We start from the raw sequence: 19227 nt of genomic DNA, 5'->3' as shown, positions 1-19227 counted from the left end.
GTAACAACACCCGCCGCCGGCACCTCCGGTGGCGGGTTCTTTTTTGCTTCGCGCATACAGGAAGGACATCATGGAAAGCCGCAAGCCGCATGCCGCCACCCTGCCCGGACTCATTCTGGGCTGCCTTATCTGCTGTGCGCTCTGGGGATCGGCTTTCCCCTGCATCAAGATCGGTTACGAGCTCTTTGGCATCCCCGCACACGATAGTGCCTCGCAGCTGCTCTTTGCAGGCTTGCGCTTCACGCTTGCCGGCGCCCTGGTCATCGTTGGGATGAGCGCGGCGAAGCGCCGCCCACTCATCCCGCAGGCTCGCGACATCAAGCCCATCTTTGTCTTGTCGCTTTTCCAGACGATCGGTCAGTACTTCTTTTTCTACCTGGGACTCTCGCGCGCCAGCGCCATGTCGAGCTCCATCATTGAGGCCAGCGCCAACTTCCTCGCAATCCTCTTTGCCGCTCTGGCGTTTCACACCGAGAAGCTCGATACAGCCAAGGTGCTTGGCTGCGTGTTGGGCTTTGCCGGTGTAGCGCTCGTCAACCTTTCGGGCGCGGATGGCACCTTTGGCTTTGCGCTCGACGGCGAGGGCTTTATCCTGGCTTCCACCGTTGCGGGCGCCCTGTCGACCTGCCTCATTGGCATTTTCTCGCGCGAGCATGACGGCGTTTTACTCGCCGGCTGGCAGTTTTTAGTCGGCGGTCTGGTCCTTACCGCCATCGGGCTTTTGATGGGCGGCGCGCTATCCCCCACCAAAGTCGTCCCCGCCATCGCGCTCATCATATATATGGCACTCATTTCCGCCGTCGCATACTCGCTGTGGTCTCGCCTGCTCGCCGTCAACCCCGTCAGCCGCGTTTCGGTCTTTGGCTTTATGAACCCGGTCTTTGGCGTAGCGCTAAGCGCGCTGCTGCTCGGCGAGGGCGCTGGCACAAGCCCCGTTACCGTCATTGTGGCCCTGCTCCTGGTCTGCGGCGGCATCATCATTGTCAACAAACCTAAACAGGCCTAACAAGCCAGGCCCTTGCATATGCCGCACCTGCAGCGGACATTCGCGTGGTCGCTTTTTTCTAGCGTATCTGGACGCCGGCTTTTTTCTTCTCGTGCTTTACGCGGTAGAGCTCCGCATCGGCAGCGCGAAGCAAATCTTACCAGGTATCGACACCATCACCCATCCGTGCGTAGCCGATAGACATCCGCAACAGATACGGCACCTCGGTACGCGCGAGCTCGTCGTTGATTGCCTCGCACAGGCGCATGATGTCCTGCTCTGCTATCGCCTTTTGGAGCACTACGAACTCATCGCCGCCATAACGTGCGATAAAGCCACCAGACGCCGAGCAGACATCTTTGGGCGCGGTGGAGATGAGCTGAAGAGCGCGGTCACCCTCCACATGTCCGTAGCGATCATTAATCTGCTTAAAGCCATCAGCGTCCATCATGAGCAGATACACATCGCCCGTATGATCCGCATTCGAGAAGAGCGACAGCATATAGGTCTCAAAACGGTTTCGATTGTTGAGGCCAGTCAACGGATCGGTCGAGATCAGCTGCTCCTGGCAGACGATGTAGAGCAGCAGCATGCTAATCATTATGCCGACACAAAGCCCGGGCACCGAAAACACGACCTGAAAGGTGCCGCCCACCAGGGCCGGAATGGCGAAAAATGCCAAGGTTCGATAGATGGCCTTCTTTTGTAGACTCTCGACCCTGCGCGATTGCACAAACGCGTGCAGGGACGTATGAATAACGTAGCAGTAGCTGACGATGGGCTGGATCATATAGGCAAAGCAGCGATGATACACGCCCTGCGCATCGATATAGAACAGGGCGTGCGTCCAGCAGCTCGTAAACGCCAGCACGACCACCAGCACCGTAGGCAACGTTACGAGCGCCACCTTATAGCGCGCGGTCAAAAGGCGAGAGCCCTGCACCGTCTCGGAATAGATAAACCAAATGAAGCACGCGATGGCAAAGAGCGAAAACGAAACCGCGTTGGAAATCCAGTTGGCAGCAATGCCCAACATGCCATCCGCACCGTCCGAAAGCGTCCAGATCATATCGAATAATACGTACGCCGCAGAGGTATAGCCAAGCATGCTAAACAAGAGCTGCTGGGTGCTCGAGAACAGGGAGCGACGACTTCGCACGGCAAGCCCGATAAGAACAATCATGCAGAGCACGAATATCTCAATCTTGAGTGCCTTGACCACTAGACGCCATCCCTTCAATATCCAAGTGGTCAGAATCGCCCGAATCGTGCCTGGGAAATAAACACCCCTATTCCGTAGGGGTAAAGGGAGTCATAGCAGAGCGTCCGAACATTACTGCAAGACAGCTTCCGTTCGGACGCTCGAGCGGCGCGAATTGCGCGCCGGCATCATTGATGAATGATGATTGCTACTCGCCATAGATGTCGGTCGCGACGGCTTCCTCGATGGCCTCGACACCGGCGGGCGACAGATCCTCCTTGCCCTGACAGAACTTCTTGTCGACCCAGCCAGTAAGAATCGGAGCCATGATCGCCGTGATGATAACGGCGGTGGCGATCTGGGCGTACGCGGTGGAAGCAAGCTCGGCATAGCGCGGCGCCACCTCGGCAAGAGCAACCGGCGTGGTCATAGCCGTGCCGGCGATGGTGGAGCAAGCCACGGCGGCCTTGCCGTTACCGCCGCACAGGCGCTCGAACGCAAAGGTGATGGGGCCGACGACAAACAGCGTGACAAGGCCCAGCAAGATGCCGGAAATGCCGCCGGTGACAAAGCTCGACAGGCTCATGGACGCGCCGAGTTGAAATCCGATGACGGCAATCGCGGGATTGGTGCCGGGAACCAGCAGGTTCTTTATGAACGGGAAGAGGTTGCCCAAAACCATACCGATGACAAGCGGCAGGATGGAGCCGACGATGGTGCCCAGCGGGATGTTAGCAAGACCAGAAACGCCCAGGATGATCATGGTGACGGCAGGGCCGGCCGTAAAGAACAGGATGCCCACGGCGCCCTGCTCGGACTCATCGCCAAACTCGCCCATGATGCCCGTATAGAGCGCCATGTTGCAGAAGGTGATGCCGCCGATAATGGAGACCGAGCTCAGGCCCAAAAAGTTGTCGTTAAAGAAATACGCAACGCCCAGGCCCAGCGCGGCTGCCACCACAAGCTTAGGGATCAGTACGACGACGCCGGTCTTGATAGCGCCCGGCGTGGACTTAAAGCTGATGCCGGCACCCACGAAGAGCAGGATCGCGGCGACGATGGTATTGGAACCGCCGCGACAGGCGGCGGTAAAGAAGCCACCGATCTCGAAGACCTGCGGGCAGAAGGTATTGAGCAAAAGGCCGACGATCATCGGGTAGATCATGATGTCGCCCGGGATTCGCGGTACTTTGAATTTCTTTTGCTCGTTGGCGGTCGCTTCCTGTGCCATGAAACCCCCATTTCCGTTGACGGGACACAAAAGCCCACGTCATACTTTGCTACAGTAAAGTTTGACCATGGTACCAGAAGAAGCAGACAGGCTCGGTGAGAAATTCGATTCGCAAAGTCGAGACGGTAAACGCGCCCTGCTCTTATACGAGGCTCAAAACGATATAGAGCACGATGCCCGAGACGCAGCACCACAGCATCGACTTTGTCTTGATTGCCACCGCCACGACGCCGGCAGATGCGATCCAGGGAATCAAGCCCTGCCACAAGCCGGCATCGAAAGCGCCGGGGCTTATCAGGTCGTTAGCGACTAGCGCCGCAAAGGCAGCGGGCGGAATATAGCCCAAGGCCTCGGTAACGCGGGGTGAAAGCGTTCTCCCACGCAAAGCAAACGCCGGGGCAATGCGGAAAAACGCGATGGCCGCCCACGACGAAAGCCACAGGACCAAAAACTCGTTAACGGGCATCGCGAGCACCCCTTCCTTCGGCGAGGGCATCGCACACGAGCGCCGCGGCAACGCCGACGAGTACGCTTACCGGCACGGCAACATTCGTCCACCCCAAGAACTTGCATACGGCGACGGATGCCGCAGCCAAAACGGCAGCTACGGCATTGCCACGCGACAGTCGCTGCGAAAAGAGCAGGCAGATAAAGAGCGATGTGCAGACAAAACTTGCAAGAGCGGTGGGGACATCGACAACGGCACCGACAACGGCGCCCATTGTGCACGAGACGCCCCATGTTGCGATGAGAATCACGTTGAGCGCAAAGGACTCGCGCGGACCCCAATCTTGCCCCTCAATCAACTTGGCAAGCGAGATGCCATATGCCTCCTCGGTGAGCGTCGCGGCAACGGCCAGCGTCTGACGCTTCGAGGCGCCCGCCAGATGCGGTGCGATCGATGCCGAGTAAAGTGCAAAGCGCGAGGAGATTGCGGCGACGCTAGCGACGATCGATGCCGCAGGCACGCCCGCCAGCCACAGGTTGCAGACCATAAACTGTCCGCAGCCCGTCACAAACGTGCTGCTCAGGGCAAAAACCATCCATGGTTCCATCCCCGCCTGCGCCATAATCATTCCGCACGGCGCACCTATCGCAACATAGGTAAGCATCACCGGCCAGACGGTTTTTAAGATCTTGAGCACCATAACGTTCCTCGTCCCGACAAGCTGTCCGAGCCGCATTCAACGACACGGCAGAATCATCGCCCGGCAGCAACCGACATCACCTACAATTGCCACCGGATCGAAATATACAGAAAGACACAACTTTTTAGGAAGTCATTATGACAGCTATCGATCGTGTGCGGGCAGCTGCGGCCTTTAAGACCTATACCGATGCCTACGATGCCGCCAATCCACGTATCGCACTCAAAATCGAGCATACGTACCATGTTGCCGAGGCATGCGATGCCGTGGCACGTAAACAGGGTTGGTCACCGCAGGACATTGACCTGGCGTGGCTGTGCGGACTGCTGCACGATATGGGTCGTTTTGAACAGCTGCGGCGCTGGGACACCTTTAAGGACGCCGAGAGCATGAGCCATGCAGCGCTGGGCATCGAGGTCCTCTTTGGCGAGAATCCCGCCGATGCACCCGCCGTAACGAGCATCCGCGACTTTATCGATGACCCGGCAGAAGATGAGCTCATCCGAGCGAGCATTACCTATCACAGTGATTTCCGTCTACCCGCGCAGCTCGACGAGCGCACGCGGAGCTTCTGCGATATCGTGCGCGATGGCGACAAGATCGACATTATGCGCACCATCGCCGACAGCACCGTCGACACTATCCTCAAAGTGGATGAGGACGCGTTTGTAGCCAGTCGCTTCTCGGCACCGACGCTTGCCGCCTTTGACGAGCACCGCTGCGTCGCACGCGATGAACGCAACGAGCCCGCAGACTACCTGGTGGGACTCATCTGCTTTATGTTTGAGCTCGTCTATCCGACAAGCCGTGCGCTGGCGCGCGAGCAAGGCGATATCTATCGCCTGCTCGACGCGCCCTTTGGCATTACGCGACCCTTTATCGACCCCACCACGCAGGCAACCTGGAGCCGCCTTAAGGACGAGCTGCGCCGCTGGCTGGCAAGCGCTTAGCACTCGAGCTGAGCCAGCAACTCCTCAACGACCTCGACGGCGTTTCCAACAACCTTGTACTGGGCGGCGCCAAAGATGGGGGCATCCGGGTCCTCATTGATGGCGATAATGCACTCCGCCCCACCGATGCCGGCGAGATGCTGGATAGCACCCGAGACGCCGATGCTCACGAGGAGCTTGGGCGAGACCGATACACCCGTCTGGCCAATTTGATGGCGATACTCCAGCCAGCCGGCCTCCACCACGGGGCGCGTGCAGCCAAGCTCGGCACCCAGAGCCTCGGCAAGCTTTCGCATCAGCGGTAGGTTTTTCTTGGAGCCAATGCCGCGGCCCACCACGACCAGACGCTCGGCATCGGCAATTGAGGCCTGCTGTCCCCACTCCTCGGCGGGAATCGAGATCTCGACACGGGCCTTAACGTCCTCCGCAAGCATCACCTGGGCAATCGTGCCGGAACGGCCGTAGTCGAAGTCGGGAGCCTTAAAGATGCCGGGGCGCACCGTTGCCATCTGCGGACGGTGGTTGGGGCAAATGATGGTGGCCATCAAGTTGCCGCCAAACGCCGGGCGCGTCTGCTGCAGCAAGCCCGTCTCCGCATCCATCGAAAGCACGGTGCAGTCGGCCGTAAGGCCCGTCTGCAAACGCACGGCAACGCCAGGCGCCAGCTCGCGGCCAAAGGCGGTCGCACCGTACAGAATGGCCTCGGGCTTGCGCTCTGCCACCAAATCGCAGATCAGGCGGGCGTAAACCTCCGCGTCGTTCTGGCGCAGACGCTCGTCGCGACAGACCAGGACCTCGTCTGCACCGGCGTAAACCAGATGCTCCAGGTCACCGAGAGAACCCTCGGGGCCCATACCGACCAGTGCGACCAGACGGCAGCCGCGAGCATCGGCAAGCTCGCGGCCCTTACCCATGAGCTCGTAGGCCACAGGAGCCACGGCGTCGTGTTCGTCAGTCTGCACGAAGACCCAAATGTCTCGATATGCATCAAGGTCCACCGCGCCAGCGGCCTCGTCGCGCTCAATCGAGATAGCGCTGACGGGGCAGGCGTCGACGCACCCGCCGCACAGGATGCAGCCGTCGGTTACGCGGGCGCAACGGTTGGGGCGCTCGCCCTCCACCACAATGCCACCCGAGGCGCAGGCGCGAACGCAGCGGCCACAGCCAACGCAGGCCTCGCTATCGATTATCAGTCCGCTCATCTATGCCATCTCCTCGATAATCTTGGCAAGTTTTACCGCCTGCTCGGACGCCGTTCCCTCAACGGCCTCGCACGTTTGGTCACGGTCGGGCACAAACGAACGCACGACCTGCGTCGGTGATCCGGCAAGGCCGCAACGCGAGGGATCGGCGTTTACGTCGGCAGCGCTAGCCACGCGCACGTCTGCATCCTCGGCCGCGCGAATACCGGCAATACTCGGCATGCGCAGCTGGCCAATCTCCTTGGCGGTCGTCATCGCACACGGCATCTCCAGGTACACCGTCTCCTCGCCGGCATCGCAGCCGTGGACGAGCGCCAGCGAGCCACACGTCGTAAATCCCGCGCTCTGCACACAGCTCACGTCGGTCACGCAGGGGATCTCAAAGGCGCCGGCCAGCTCGGGGCCGATCTGGGCCGTATCGCCGTCCACTGCCATCTTGCCGCAGATGAGCAGGTCAAAGTCCTCATCGAGTGCCTCGATACCGCATTTGAGGGCATAGGTGGTGGCTAGGGTATCGGCACCCGCAAAGGCTCGGTCGGTCAGCAGCAGCGCGTCGTCGGCACCGCGGGCGATGCAGTCGCGCAGCAGCGATTCGGTCGCGGGGATGCCCATCGACACCACCGTCACACGCACGTCCATGCCAAAGCCGATAAAGTCGTCCTTCAGCGCCAGCGCGCATTCCAGAGCGCTTGCATCGAACGGGTTAATGACCGCCTGCTTGCCATCACGCACGATAGTATTGGTTTTGGGGTCCATCTTGACCTCGGTGCTTCCGGGCACCGCCTTGACGCACACCACCATATGGAAATCACTCATCTTCACGCGCCCCCCTTCTGGACGAGTCCATCCAAGAACTTCTCCGCAAACAGGTTGCCGCGACCCAGCTGGCCGGCAGGATCGAGCTGGAGTTTGAGACGCGCCGACTCGACCATGGCCTCGTGGCCGTACATCGTCTCCAAGAAGCCCGCCTTGATCTTGCCGACGCCGTGCTCGGCAGAAACGGCACCGCCCATGGCCGTGACCTCGGAAGCCCACTGGGCAAAGAGTTCTCCACCGCGACGGTAGTCTTGCGCATCGCGCGGCAGGATGTTCACATGCAGATGGTTGTTACCGATGTGACCCCAGGCGGCAGATTCAAGCCCACTTTCGGCCAACGTGCGACGATAAAGAGCGATGACATCGGCCAAGCGTGCATTGGGCACCGACATGTCCGAGCCCAGCTTGGTGATGGTAGGATCCATGCGGCGGCGCTCGTCGATAAGCATGTTGACGCTCTCGGGGACCGCATGGCGGAAGAACCGCTGGCACTCGCGATCAACCTCGGTGCGCGCGACCCATGTCGCATCGTCGCGGCCGCCCGCAAGCTCCAGCACCCACCCCAGGTGGTACAGCTCCTCGGTCGCCTGGGCCTCGTCATCGCAGTCGAGCTCCACGTAGACACAGACCTTGGCCTCTTTGTCGAGCACCGGCAGCGAGGCAAACGCCGTCGACTGCTCGCGCTGGCGACGCAGAATATCCAGGGCGCTAGCATCGAAGTACTCGATGGCAACCGCATGGGACAGGACAGGGCGCACGGAATCGGTAAAGGACACGGCCTTGTCTTCGCTATCGAAAAAGCAGCTCACACCCCAAACGACCGCAGGTGCCGCTTGCAGGGCAATCTCGAGCTCGGTGATAACGCCGAGCGTGCCGCAAGCGCCGATAAAGAGGTCGATGGCGTCCATATCGTCCGCAACAAAATAACCCGAGGCATTTTTGGTCTTGGGCATGGTGTAGCCAGGAAGATCGAGCTCGAGTGTGTGGCCCTCTGCCGTCACGAGCGACAGGTGGCGGCCCTGGGCAAAAGCCTCGCCGCGCTGAAGCTCAAGCAAATCGCCATCAGCCAGCGCGACGTGGAGTCCCGTGATATGCGGGCGCATGGGGCCGTAAGCGTAGCTGCGGGCGCCGGAGGCGTTGCATGCCGCCATGCCGCCCAGACAGGCAGATGCCTCGGTGGGATCGGTGGGAAAGAACTGCTCGCGGGCCTCTTGAAACTCATCGTAGGCCTTAAGCGATGCCTGGTCCCAGCCATCGGCCGGCAGTACCTTCTTGCCCAGCTGCTTGCGCAGTTCCGAAAGCACAACGCCCGGCTCCACGCGCAGCAGAAAGCGGCCTTGTTCATCGCGGCGAAGGCACAAGTAGCGATTCATGCGGGAAGTATTGAGAATGTGACCGCCATGAGGCACAGCGCCGGCGGCAAGACCGGTCCGGGCGCCCTGAACCGTCACCGAGACACGCTCGGCATGGAGCTTTTTCAAAATGGCGCGGACCTCGTTCTCCGTTGTCGGAAACGAGATGCTTGAGGCCTCGCCCGATGTGCGAGACTCATCGCGGCCATACTCTTCGAACTCGTCGGTGAAGAGTTTGATGGTTGCAGACACGCGAACTCCCCCTTTAGCTAACTACAGTGTTTGCAGGGAGATGTTACCGCATCGTTTCGTCGACGTGTTCGAGACCGTCTCCATAATTGGCGTTTTTTACGTTCGTGCAATTCGGCGAACGGCAAGTCTTCCTCGACAGACGATGCTTTTAACACATATGGCCACGCCGTCGCCGATCGCTCGATTGTCGCTCGAAAAAAGTTGAAGTAATTTTTGCTGCCTTTTACCTGCGGAGACACCAATCCGTCAAGCATTTGGTCAGAAATTGGTCAAGTTGCGACTGATAGGGTCGGCGTCGACAGCCAAAACCGATAGAAGTTTTGGCCCAAGAGCAGGGAGGTTCCCATGGCATATTACTGGCCCCAGTACGGCGTCGCCATCGAGGTCGACGACGATCCCTATCTCCTGCCTTTCGACGAAGAGGCGTTCCCCGATACGGCGGTCTACCATGTCACCACCGATGTTATCTGCGACCCCGAGTCGTTCTCGGCGCTCGCCCACCACATCGCGCGTATCCACGACATCGAGCTCCCTCACGACTTCGACGAGCTCATCTACTCGCGCCGCCTGATGCTTCACATGCTCTTTGGAGCGGACCCGTCCACATTCGCACGTGTCTACACCACCAAGGATGCCGCATGAGTGCGAAGAAGCCGCCCCGCCTCGCAGGACTGGGACGTCGCAAGAAACTCGTCGTTGTCTGCCTGGCTATCGTCTGCGCCCTCATCGCCGTAGGGCTATACGCTTGGCAGTCGCAACCCGTGCCCGAAGCGGGTGCCTCAGTCACGACGGCAGAGGGTAAATCGCGCCAAGAAATCCAAGATGAGCTCGATGCCATCGTCCGCGACAACATGATGACGATCTCGGTCGCGCCGGTCGCTCAGCTGCAGGAGAACGGCAAGCTGCGCATCAACGTGCAAAACGTCCAAGACAATAAATTTCCCCAGCGATTCCGCGTCATCCAAAACGACGAGACCATGTACGAATCCGGTGTGGTCGAGACCGGCAAGACAATCGAGACATGCCCCGCCGGCAACATCAAAGAAGGCGAAGCATACATCGAGATCCAGGCACTCGATGCAAAGACCCTCGACAGCCACGGCAATCCGACACGTGTCAAGGTACGGGTTGAGCAAGCCGAGAACTAGCTTTCCGGCCGACGCGGCACCGCACGCAATTCACCGGCATTTGTCCAATCATCGCGGGGACGGCCCGCGGCGAATAGAAAGGAACGACCATGGACATCACCAGGAACATGAACGGAGCCAGAGCGCTCGTCGTGGGCGCAGGGCTCGCGCTCGCGCTCGCAATGGGCGCCGCCCCGACGCCAGCTATGGCAGCCGGGCGCGTTGGAACCACGAAGGTAATGGTCAGGACCGAGATCGACAACGTTGAGTTCAAAGTTCCGACGGTTATTCCCTTCGTCGCCAAGCCCGACGGCACGCTTCAGGGCCCCTCAGAAGACGCGACCACCATCGACAATCATTCGGCCTACGGCATCCATGTCACCAACATGAAGATCGACGCCATGAACACCTGGACCATTGCCGCCGACGCCAAGGCCGGAACCGCGCAGAACTCCATCGACTTTAAGGTCGGCCCCGACGGCGCACTCCAGAACGCTAGCACCGCAATGCAGGAGACGGGCCTCGATCTTTCCAAGAATGCAGCCTTCGACATGGGTTACCAGGGCATTGCCGGTGGCACGGACAAAATTAAGCTCAAGACAAGCGGAAACGTCGCCCGCGTCACGCGCGACATCTTCCGCGTAACCGGCGAAGGCGATCAGGTTGCAACGATCACCTGGACGGTCGAGCCCGGTGCGCACACGGCATAAGGCCGTCGCCCTGGCCGCCGCCGTCAGCATCCTAGCATTTGAGCCAGCCATGGCCTTTGCCCAGCAAGAACAGGCACAGGCCGCCACGCAAGTGACGGTCGACCTCTCGGAGCTCGACCGTGGCGACCGCGAGGAACCGTTGGCGCAGACAGGCGACAGACGATGGCTCTTGGCAGCAGGCGCCACAGCAGCAGGCGCGGGGACCGTCGGCCTCGGTCTGCACATCAAACGCAGCCAGAAACAAAACACGGACAGGCCGCACTAAATTAGCTAAGGAGACCCCATGGCATCGAAGAACCTTTTGCCCGTCGTCGCACTCTGCGGCGCGCTCGCAACCGGAACGCCTGTCGCCGCCTGGGCGACCCCCGTCATGGCGGACTTCTTACCGGCAGCCCTAAGCTCCGCACCAAATCCGTCGAGCGCCATTGCGTGCAAGCGTTTTTCGTTCGCACAGGCTGCAATCTCAACCTCGGGATGCCTTCGCCGTAATACGGACGGCTCGATAGTCGTGGATATCAATCGTTCGAACAAGGCAAACGGCTCCCAGGCGGGGTGCGCCGTCTGCACGTGGCGCTCGGTTGTGCTCGATGCAGATGGCGATCCATGCAATTTAGAGCTGCGCATCGACATCGCTTCGGTCGATGACTCGGCGAACGGAGCGAAGGTCGCCTTCGACGGTGCGTTTTTCGAGAAAGGAGGCGGCATATGTCTGGGCTGCGCCGCCGCGAATGCAGACGACACGCAGCCCACCCTCTCATTCACGGCATCGTTGCGGCTGACCAAAGCCGGCACCGATGCCATCGCGGCGGGAGAAGCGTCCCTGCTGTTCTACGCCGTCAGCACCAAAGACACAGATGCTCATTTCGAGAAGCCAGCCGGATCACTCAGCCTTACACGAGGGATAGAAGCAGGCCCTATTGAAATCGATGCCCACGCGCAAAGCAGGCAACGCATTCTTGCCGACCCGGCGCTTCTCGAAATGGAGTGGAACGGATCCGGAGCCATCGGAATTCTCCCCTCCGCGCTTGACGCCAAGACGCTCTCCTCAAACGACGAACCCATCAACGCAACCATACAAGAAGAGAGCGCGGACAAGGAAGCGGGTGCGGGCGACACGCCGTCGCCGACAAACAGCGTCCCAGCTTCTTTCGAAGCACCGAATGAGCCCGCTACCGATCAAAACGATCCCGAGCTCGCGGACAGTCTGGGGCTTACTGATCCTCAAGAGATCGATGAAGGTAACTGCTGCGTGCTTGCCGCGCTCGACCACACGGAGGTCATCGACGCTGCGAACATCGAAGTTGCCGCCGCCAATCAGCCCGTCCGCAAGTCGGCCATCATCGCATTTCCTGAATCCATCGAAGTCGTCTTTTTGCCATCGGGCGAGGTCGTGGCCCCAACACTGCTCACCTTGTTGGGCGCCAAGAATACTCGAAACGAAATTAAAAAGGTCACGGTTGTCGACCCTGCAACCACCGCTAAACTGCGCCTATACGCCGTTGCCCCAGACGGAGGCAAGACCTTGGAATTCGATGGCGACACACTCCTAGCCTGGCGACGTCTGGACATTATGCAAGACGTCTCGTATCAGATCGAACTCGAAGGGTTTGATCGTGCCCGCGATGCCAATATCATCGCCGCGGCTATTGAATCCCCACAGCGGCTTATGACACTGCGCTTTGACTACTATCCCTATGTCCCGACAACCACCTGAGGCTTAAATACTGCGCATCATTCCTAATACCACTTATATAACGTATTAGATGAGTCGCGATGTGCCTCGCATTCTATTCTGCTACGATTGCCACGTTGGCATCAATACAGGAGGGCTCATGCCGGGCTTGGGAACAATCATCAACGTTGTCCTTTTAGTTGCGGGCGGTCTTTTGGGATTAGCGGGCGGTCGCTTTATCACACCGCGTATCCAAGACACGCTCATGAAAGCGTCGGGGCTGTGCGTCCTGTTTATCGGCCTTGGCGGCACCATGCAAAAGATGCTCCTTATCGATGGGAAGGCGCTGGCGACCACTGGTACCACCATGCTCATTGTCTCGTTCGCCCTCGGCTCGCTCATCGGCGAGGCCGTCAACTTGGAGGCCGCCATTGAGAACCTTGGCGAATGGCTCAAGCGCAAAACCGGCAGCGAGGGCGATAACGAGTTCACCAACGCTTTTGTCTCGACTTCACTCACCGTGTGTATCGGCGCCATGGCCATTGTGGGATCGATCCAGGACGGCCTGCTCGGCGACTGGTCAACGCTTGCCCTCAAAGGCGCACTGGACTGCATCATCGTCTGCACCATGACGGCCTCACTTGGCCGCGGCTGCATCTTTTCCGCCCTGCCCGTCGCCGTGTTCCAGGGGACGATCACGCTGTTTGCCGGTGCACTCTCCCCCATCATGACCACGGCAGCCCTCGACAGCCTTTCGCTCGTAGGCTCCATGCTCATCTTCTGCGTCGGCGTCAACCTCATCCGTCCTCAGACCTTCCGCACTGCCAATATGCTTCCCTCCGTCATCATCGCCGTCATCTACGCCCTCCTGTTCTAAATCTATCTACGCAGCGGTATCTCGAACATCTGTTTGATGCTGTGCTATGATATGAGGTCACCGTAGCTGTGTTCGAGAGGAGGAGCGGTGGCCGACCAGGACATCAAGATGCTCATCGAGCGCATTATGGCCGAGGCCCGGACCCATCAGTCCGCCCGCTTCTCAAACGAAATCTACGCAGACGAGCCGATTCTCAAGACCGGCCGACAGATGCAGAACTTCCTCCCCGACCAATACCGCAAGATGCGTGAGATATCGCGTTGGCAAGAAGACCCAAAGGGCGGGGCGGGCCGTTGGCTTTCGGAAGCCGAGCTTTTCTACCGCCAAGGCCTGCTGATGGCCGACTTTGAGGACGACTGTCCCTACAACGGCACCTTTAAGTCGTACTTTCCCACCTACAACGCCATGAGCGACCGGCAGTTGCGCGGCTACTTTACCTGGCGCGCCCAAGTGCGCCGCGGGAATATTGAGGAGACATCGACCTCGTTTGCCTTTCTGTATCTCTATGAGTTGATTTGCGGCATTGGCGTAGATGACCCGCTCGATGGTTTTAACAAGATCGAGGCTTTTTGGGATGTCTATCGCGCCTTCGAGCCCGGCATCGACCGGTTTGCGCGCGTGTGGCTGCAGGACTACGCCGTGTTTCACAGGCTCGACCCCAAGCTGCTTCGTGACTCTAAAACCGTCATGTTCGATAACGCCCTTATCGAGCTGCGGCGCGCGGCACGAGACCTTGTACCAGCACCGGCACCGTCCGGCCAGCCCCCCAAGCGTCGCAAAACCTCCGAGCCCACGCTCCCCCTTCCGCCCGATGAGGTGCGCGAGGAGCGACTCATGGCCGCTATCAATGCCCTCTCCACGTATAACCTAAGTAACTCGCGGCTCGACCGCAGCCACCACCGCGATCTGCGCCACGTGGCGTGCGCCGTGTATGTCCGCATGGCGCGCTACTATGACACGCACCGAAAGACCGGCATCGTGGCGAGTTTATTTGGGGAGGAGACGGCCATGCCCTACACCATGTTTGCCTCGGCCGTATTCTTTGCGCCCGAGCGCCACGAGGACTGCGAATATCGCCTAGATCCTATCCATATCTACCGTTGCCAAAACGGCTTTTGGGAATGCATGCGTATCCACGGTAGTAGGCAAAAGAGCAGCAAGCTCGGTGAAATGATGCGCGCCTGCGACCAACGCCTGCGCCTGGCGCTGGACCCCGCCCATCCCCTTAAGGAAGAAAAGGTCCCCAAATATCTGGCCAAGATTATCGATGACGAGATTGTGGCATGGCTTTCATGGGACGCCGCACACCAGCCCGTCAAGATCGATATCGATCTGAGTCAGCTGGGGCACATTCGGAGCGCCGCCGCGCAAACGCGCGAGGCGCTTTTGATCGACGAGGAGCGCGAGGACGGTATGCTCGCAGAGGTCGATACGGCAGGCTCCGAACGGTCGAAAGCCGAGCCCGTGGCAGACGCGACGGTCGAGGCGGTCGCGGCACCCATTCGGCAGGACGAGGCCGACGGGCCAACCATTTCCACCGAACAGTTTGGTGTTGTGGCGCCGCTTCTTGTGCCGACGCCCGCGTTCACAGCTGCTGCGCCCGTTGACGCCACGAACGAACTCGCGCCTGCTGCAGACGCCTATCTCCGCGCGCTGCTCGAGCACAATGCAGTACAGGCGGAATCGGCGGTAGCGCAATCGGAGCAGAGCGAGGACATGCTCGTCGATACCATCAACGAGACGCTCTTTGATCTGGTGGGCGACACCGTAATTGAATTTAGCGCGGCAGGACCGCAGATTATTGAGGACTACGAAGCAGACGTGAGAGGATACCTAGACCATGAGTGATACCGCATCCGCAGCACCCCGCGTGCCCAAGCGCGTCGCCGCCGTCATTCTCAACTCGCTCAAGGGCGGCGTGGTCCCGCGCATCGGCCTTCCCTACATCACCGTAGGACGCGAGGTCGAGATCCGCGCCCTGCTCACCGATCTGAGCCTCATCGCCGACGGTGGCGCGAGCTTCCGCTTTCTGGTCGGTCGCTACGGCGCCGGCAAGAGCTTTTTACTCCAAACCATCCGCACGCACGCCATGGGCGAGGGGTTCGTCGTCGCCGATGCCGATCTATCCCCTGAGCGCCGTCTCCAGGGCGGTCAGGGACAGGGCCTTGCCACCTACCGCGAGCTCATCCGCAATATATCGACTAAAACGCGCCCCGAGGGCGGTGCGCTCAACCTTATCCTGGACCGTTGGGTCGCCTCGTGTGCCGACGTCGACGAGTCGGTCGTCAATGCCCAACTAGCCCCGCTCGAGGAGATGGTCCACGGCTTCGACTTCACCCGCATGCTTCGCCGCTATCGCGCGGCCGTATCCGAGGGCGACGAAGAGGCCATGAGCCGCGTGACCAAATGGATCCGCGGCGAATACCGCACCAAGAGCGAGGCTCGCGCCGAGCTGGGCTCCTCAACCATCATCAGCGATGACGACTGGTACGACTACGTCAAACTCATCGCGCGTTTTTTGGTTTGCAGCGGCTACAAAGGCATGCTGGTGCTCATTGACGAGCTCGTGAATCTGTATAAGATTCCCAACGCCATCACGCGCCAGTACAACTACGAGAAAATCCTGACCATGTACAACGACACACTTCAGGGCAAGGCGCAGTACCTGGGCATGATCATGGGTGGCACGCCGACCTCCATCGAGGACCGCCGCCGCGGTGTGTTTTCCTACGAGGCCCTACGCAGCCGACTCGCCCAGGGCCGCTTTGCACGCGAGGACCTTAAGGACATGCTCGCGCCCATCATCCGCCTGCAGCCACTCACCTATGAGGAGCTGCTGGTGCTCATCGAAAAACTCATGCAGATCCATGCCGGCTACTTTGGCTGGACGCCCACGCTTACCGAGAACGACCTGGTGGACTTCCTCAAGATTGAGTTCGGTCGCGTGGGAGCCGATACGCACCTGACGCCGCGTGAAGTCATTCGTGACTTTATCGAGTTGCTCGATATCCTGTGTCAGAACCCCGACGCTAGCGTAGCCGAGTTGCTGCAAAGCGTCGGTGGCGATACTCTCGCGCCAGCAGGCGAATCGCCCGCGTCATCCGATGCGCGCAACTTCGCCGAGTTCACCATCTAACCTGCCAAAAAGGGACAGGTTTATTTTGGCAGGTTTTATCTGGGCAAATGACGATATTGCAATTCGACGACCCATTGCCCGTTGCGTTTGATAATCCGTTGTTGAAAGGAGGCCCCGTGAACGCCTTCGACCGCTACGCCCCGTTTATCCAAGACTTCATCTACTCCCACGATTGGGAGAGCCTGCGCTCTATCCAGGTTGCGGCGGCAGACGCCATCTTTAACACGCAAGACAATGTCCTCCTAACGGCATCCACCGCTTCTGGCAAAACCGAGGCAGCCTTCTTTCCCATCCTGACCGAGTTTTGGGAAAACCCGCCCACAAGCGTAGGCGCCCTCTACATTGGTCCCCTCAAAGCACTCATCAATGATCAGTTCGTCCGCCTCAACGACCTGTGCGAAGAGGCCGATATCCCCGTCTGGCACTGGCATGGCGACGTCTCGCAGTCGCACAAGGCAAAGCTCTTTAAAAAGCCGAGCGGCATCTTGCAGATTACGCCCGAATCGCTCGAGGCGCTCCTGATCCATAAGCACATGGCGATCCCGCGCATGTTTTGCGACCTGCGCTATGTGGTCATCGACGAGGTTCACTCGCTTATGCGCGGCGACCGCGGCGGGCAGACGCTCTGCCTTATCGAGCGCCTCTCGCGCATGGCAGGTGTGCAGCCCCGACGCATTGGCCTTTCGGCTACCATCGGCGACCCCGAGCGCACGGGCGCCTTTCTCTCGCAGGGAACGGGACGCAGCTGCGTTATCCCCCGTTTTGAGGAACCGCGTCGCGTGTGGCGCATCTCCATGGAGCACTTCTACAACTCGGGCCCCCAGGCGCAGCAGCGAGGATTCGAGAGTGCTGGTCCCCAAGAGGCCGAGGTGCTTGCGTGCGAGCGCATCGAGGCGGCAACGTCCACGGCACTGCCCGCCGGCACCCAAGACAGACGTCACAGCGGGCAGCTCACGCAGGAGGAGCGCCGTCAGCGTCGCGAACAGGCACGGGGCAAGGTTACCTCTAGGGATCGTCGCACTTCCTCGGCCCCCGAGGGCGAAGTCGATATCCCGCGGGCGACCGAGCAGGCGCTTCTCAACCCCACCGACACCGCGCCCGAAAACGCCGACCCCGGCATGGGCTACATCTTTGAACATACGCGCGGCCGCAAGTGCCTGGTCTTTGCCAACTCGCGCGAGGAGGCAGAGGCCGTATGCTCCATGCTGCGCAGCTACTGCGAGAGCCGACACGAGCCCGACCGCTTTCTCATCCACCACGGCAATCTTTCGGCATCGCTGCGCGAGACCGCCGAGGAGCTGATGCGTGACGAGGAGCAGGCACAGACAACCGTCACCACCTCCACACTGGAGCTCGGCATCGATATCGGTCGTCTGGAGCGCGCATTCCAGATCGATGCACCGTTTACCGTCAGCTCCTTTTTGCAGCGCATGGGCCGCACAGGACGCCGCGATCTTCCACCCGAGATGTGGTTTGTCATGCGCGAGGAAGAGCCCGAGCCGCGCACGATGATGCCCGAGACCATTCCGTGGAAGCTCCTGCAGGGCATCGCGCTCGTACAACTCTATCGTGAGGAAAAGTGGGTCGAGCCACCCGAGCTCGATCGACTCCCCTATAGCCTGCTCTATCACCAGACCATGTCGACACTTGCCAGCACCGGTGAGCTCACGCCGGCAGAACTTGCCCAGCGTGTGCTCACGCTCAGCTATTTTCACCGCATCTCGGCCGATGACTATCGCGTCTTGCTCCGTCACCTCATTACCATCGACCATATTCAGATCACCGAGGGCGGCGGGCTCATCGTGGGTCTCGCAGGCGAGCGCATCATTAACAACTTTAAGTTCTACGCCGTATTTCAGGAAAACGAGGAGTTCACCGTTCGCAGCGAGTCGGCCGAATTGGGCACGATCGTCAATCCGCCACCGCCCGGTGAGCGCATCGCCATCGCCGGACACTGCTGGATTGTCGAGGAAGTGGACTGGAAGCGTCATACCGTCTTTGCCACACAGGTCAAAGGTCGCGTGCCGGCCTACTTTGGCGACTGCCCCGGCGACATTAATACACACGTACTCGAGCGTATGCGCAAAGCGCTTAACGAGCACGCGGCATATCCGTACCTCATGGGTAACGCACGGGCCCGCTTAGCGCAGGCTCGTCATACGGCCAAGCTTTCGGGTGCGGGAACTAAACCACTCATCAACCTGGGCGGCGATACCTGGGTGCTCTTCCCCTGGCTGGGCAGCTACGCCTTTTTGGCGCTCGAACGCATGCTCAAGATTAAATGTGCCGCTGAGCTGGGCCTTCGCGGACTCGACCCGTCGCGCCCGTACTTTATGCAATTTAAGATGAAGGCCGACGAAGAGACGTTCTTTGAGGTGCTCGCCGCCGAAGCCGAGAAGGACTTCGACCCCATCGACCTCGTCTATCCCGGCGAGGTGCCTTACTTTGATCGTTACGATGAGTTCGTTCCCGAAGAGCTCGTGCGCAAGGGCTTTGCCGAAGGCGTGCTCGACATCGAAGGCATGAAGCAGCGCGTTCTCGGCTGGCGCGACCACGCCTAAGACCAGT

The 19227-nt window shown here is 59.9% G+C and carries 18 protein-coding genes; 10 read left to right on the top strand and 8 right to left on the bottom strand.

The window, feature by feature from the left end; genetic code table 11:
- Positions 1-70: 70 nt before the first annotated feature.
- The gene (locus DW732_RS06545; protein ID WP_118099104.1) at positions 71-1006 is read left to right on the top strand and encodes a DMT family transporter; all 936 of its coding nucleotides are present in this window, start codon (positions 71-73) and stop codon (positions 1004-1006) included.
- A gap of 136 nt (positions 1007-1142) precedes the next feature.
- On the opposite strand, the gene DW732_RS06540 is transcribed toward DW732_RS06545, so the two are convergent.
- From DW732_RS06540 to DW732_RS06525, 4 genes are all read right to left on the bottom strand, one after another.
- Positions 1143-2207: a diguanylate cyclase gene (locus DW732_RS06540; RefSeq protein ID WP_118099103.1), complete on the bottom strand. Its 1065-nt coding sequence runs from the start codon at positions 2205-2207 to the stop codon at positions 1143-1145.
- A gap of 187 nt (positions 2208-2394) precedes the next feature.
- Complete coding sequence (locus DW732_RS06535) at positions 2395-3417, bottom strand: 2-keto-3-deoxygluconate permease (protein WP_118099102.1); 1023 nt, start codon at positions 3415-3417, stop codon at positions 2395-2397.
- Between the two features lie 142 nt (positions 3418-3559).
- Entirely contained in the window at positions 3560-3883 is a 324-nt protein-coding gene (locus DW732_RS06530) for an AzlD domain-containing protein (protein ID WP_117734514.1), read from the bottom strand.
- Complete coding sequence (locus DW732_RS06525; RefSeq protein WP_255412953.1) at positions 3873-4529, bottom strand: AzlC family ABC transporter permease; 657 nt, start codon at positions 4527-4529, stop codon at positions 3873-3875. The genes DW732_RS06530 and DW732_RS06525 overlap by 11 nt, the downstream gene beginning before the upstream one ends.
- Before the next feature lie 173 nt (positions 4530-4702).
- On the opposite strand from DW732_RS06525, the gene DW732_RS06520 reads away from it, so the two are divergent.
- Entirely contained in the window at positions 4703-5515 is an 813-nt protein-coding gene (locus tag DW732_RS06520) for an HD domain-containing protein (RefSeq protein ID WP_118099101.1), read from the top strand.
- Here the strand turns inward: DW732_RS06520 and DW732_RS06515 are convergent.
- From DW732_RS06515 to DW732_RS06505, 3 genes are read right to left on the bottom strand one after another with little or no spacing between them, the layout of a single operon-like run.
- Positions 5512-6717: an electron transfer flavoprotein subunit alpha gene (locus tag DW732_RS06515; protein ID WP_117763716.1), complete on the bottom strand. Its 1206-nt coding sequence runs from the start codon at positions 6715-6717 to the stop codon at positions 5512-5514. The two genes, DW732_RS06520 and DW732_RS06515, sit on opposite strands and share 4 nt — an antisense overlap.
- Positions 6718-7533, bottom strand: coding sequence for an electron transfer flavoprotein subunit beta/FixA family protein (locus DW732_RS06510; protein WP_117794384.1), 816 nt, complete (start codon positions 7531-7533; stop codon positions 6718-6720).
- 2 nt (positions 7534-7535) lie between these two features.
- Complete coding sequence (locus DW732_RS06505; RefSeq protein ID WP_233539386.1) at positions 7536-9137, bottom strand: FAD-binding oxidoreductase; 1602 nt, start codon at positions 9135-9137, stop codon at positions 7536-7538.
- 345 nt (positions 9138-9482) lie between these two features.
- Here DW732_RS06505 and DW732_RS06500 point away from each other — a divergent pair, with 345 nt between their 5' ends.
- The 3 genes from DW732_RS06500 (at position 9483) to DW732_RS06490 (ending at position 10974) form a co-directional block, all read left to right on the top strand.
- Positions 9483-9779 (top strand): hypothetical protein, encoded by a 297-nt coding sequence (locus DW732_RS06500; RefSeq protein WP_089573322.1) that lies wholly within the window; start codon positions 9483-9485, stop codon positions 9777-9779.
- On the top strand, positions 9776-10285 hold the full coding sequence (locus tag DW732_RS06495) for a hypothetical protein (protein ID WP_117734518.1): 510 nt from the start codon (positions 9776-9778) through the stop codon (positions 10283-10285). The genes DW732_RS06500 and DW732_RS06495 overlap by 4 nt, the downstream gene beginning before the upstream one ends.
- An 89-nt stretch (positions 10286-10374) precedes the next feature.
- Positions 10375-10974, top strand: coding sequence for a hypothetical protein (locus tag DW732_RS06490; protein ID WP_117734519.1), 600 nt, complete (start codon positions 10375-10377; stop codon positions 10972-10974).
- Between the two features lie 31 nt (positions 10975-11005).
- On the opposite strand, the gene DW732_RS09795 is transcribed toward DW732_RS06490, so the two are convergent.
- The gene (locus tag DW732_RS09795) at positions 11006-11218 is read right to left on the bottom strand and encodes a hypothetical protein (RefSeq protein ID WP_147352251.1); all 213 of its coding nucleotides are present in this window, start codon (positions 11216-11218) and stop codon (positions 11006-11008) included.
- Between the two features lie 39 nt (positions 11219-11257).
- Between DW732_RS09795 and DW732_RS06480 the strand changes: the two genes are divergently transcribed.
- The 5 genes from DW732_RS06480 (at position 11258) to DW732_RS06460 (ending at position 19220) form a co-directional block, all read left to right on the top strand.
- On the top strand, positions 11258-12688 hold the full coding sequence (locus DW732_RS06480) for a hypothetical protein (RefSeq protein WP_117743408.1): 1431 nt from the start codon (positions 11258-11260) through the stop codon (positions 12686-12688).
- A 118-nt stretch (positions 12689-12806) separates the two neighbouring features.
- Entirely contained in the window at positions 12807-13523 is a 717-nt protein-coding gene (locus DW732_RS06475) for a DUF554 domain-containing protein (protein WP_199407129.1), read from the top strand.
- 87 nt (positions 13524-13610) lie between these two features.
- The gene (locus DW732_RS06470) at positions 13611-15371 is read left to right on the top strand and encodes a TerB N-terminal domain-containing protein (protein ID WP_233539385.1); all 1761 of its coding nucleotides are present in this window, start codon (positions 13611-13613) and stop codon (positions 15369-15371) included.
- Positions 15364-16659, top strand: a complete 1296-nt coding sequence (locus tag DW732_RS06465; RefSeq protein WP_118099099.1) for an ATP-binding protein — start codon at positions 15364-15366, stop codon at positions 16657-16659. The genes DW732_RS06470 and DW732_RS06465 overlap by 8 nt, the downstream gene beginning before the upstream one ends.
- Positions 16660-16775: 116 nt before the next feature.
- The gene (locus DW732_RS06460; RefSeq protein ID WP_118099098.1) at positions 16776-19220 is read left to right on the top strand and encodes a DEAD/DEAH box helicase; all 2445 of its coding nucleotides are present in this window, start codon (positions 16776-16778) and stop codon (positions 19218-19220) included.
- Positions 19221-19227: the final 7 nt, after the last annotated feature.

The organism is Collinsella sp. AM28-11LB (assembly GCF_003469895.1).
Classification (GTDB): domain Bacteria; phylum Actinomycetota; class Coriobacteriia; order Coriobacteriales; family Coriobacteriaceae; genus Collinsella.
This window is presented reverse-complemented; position numbering and strand designations above follow the sequence as displayed.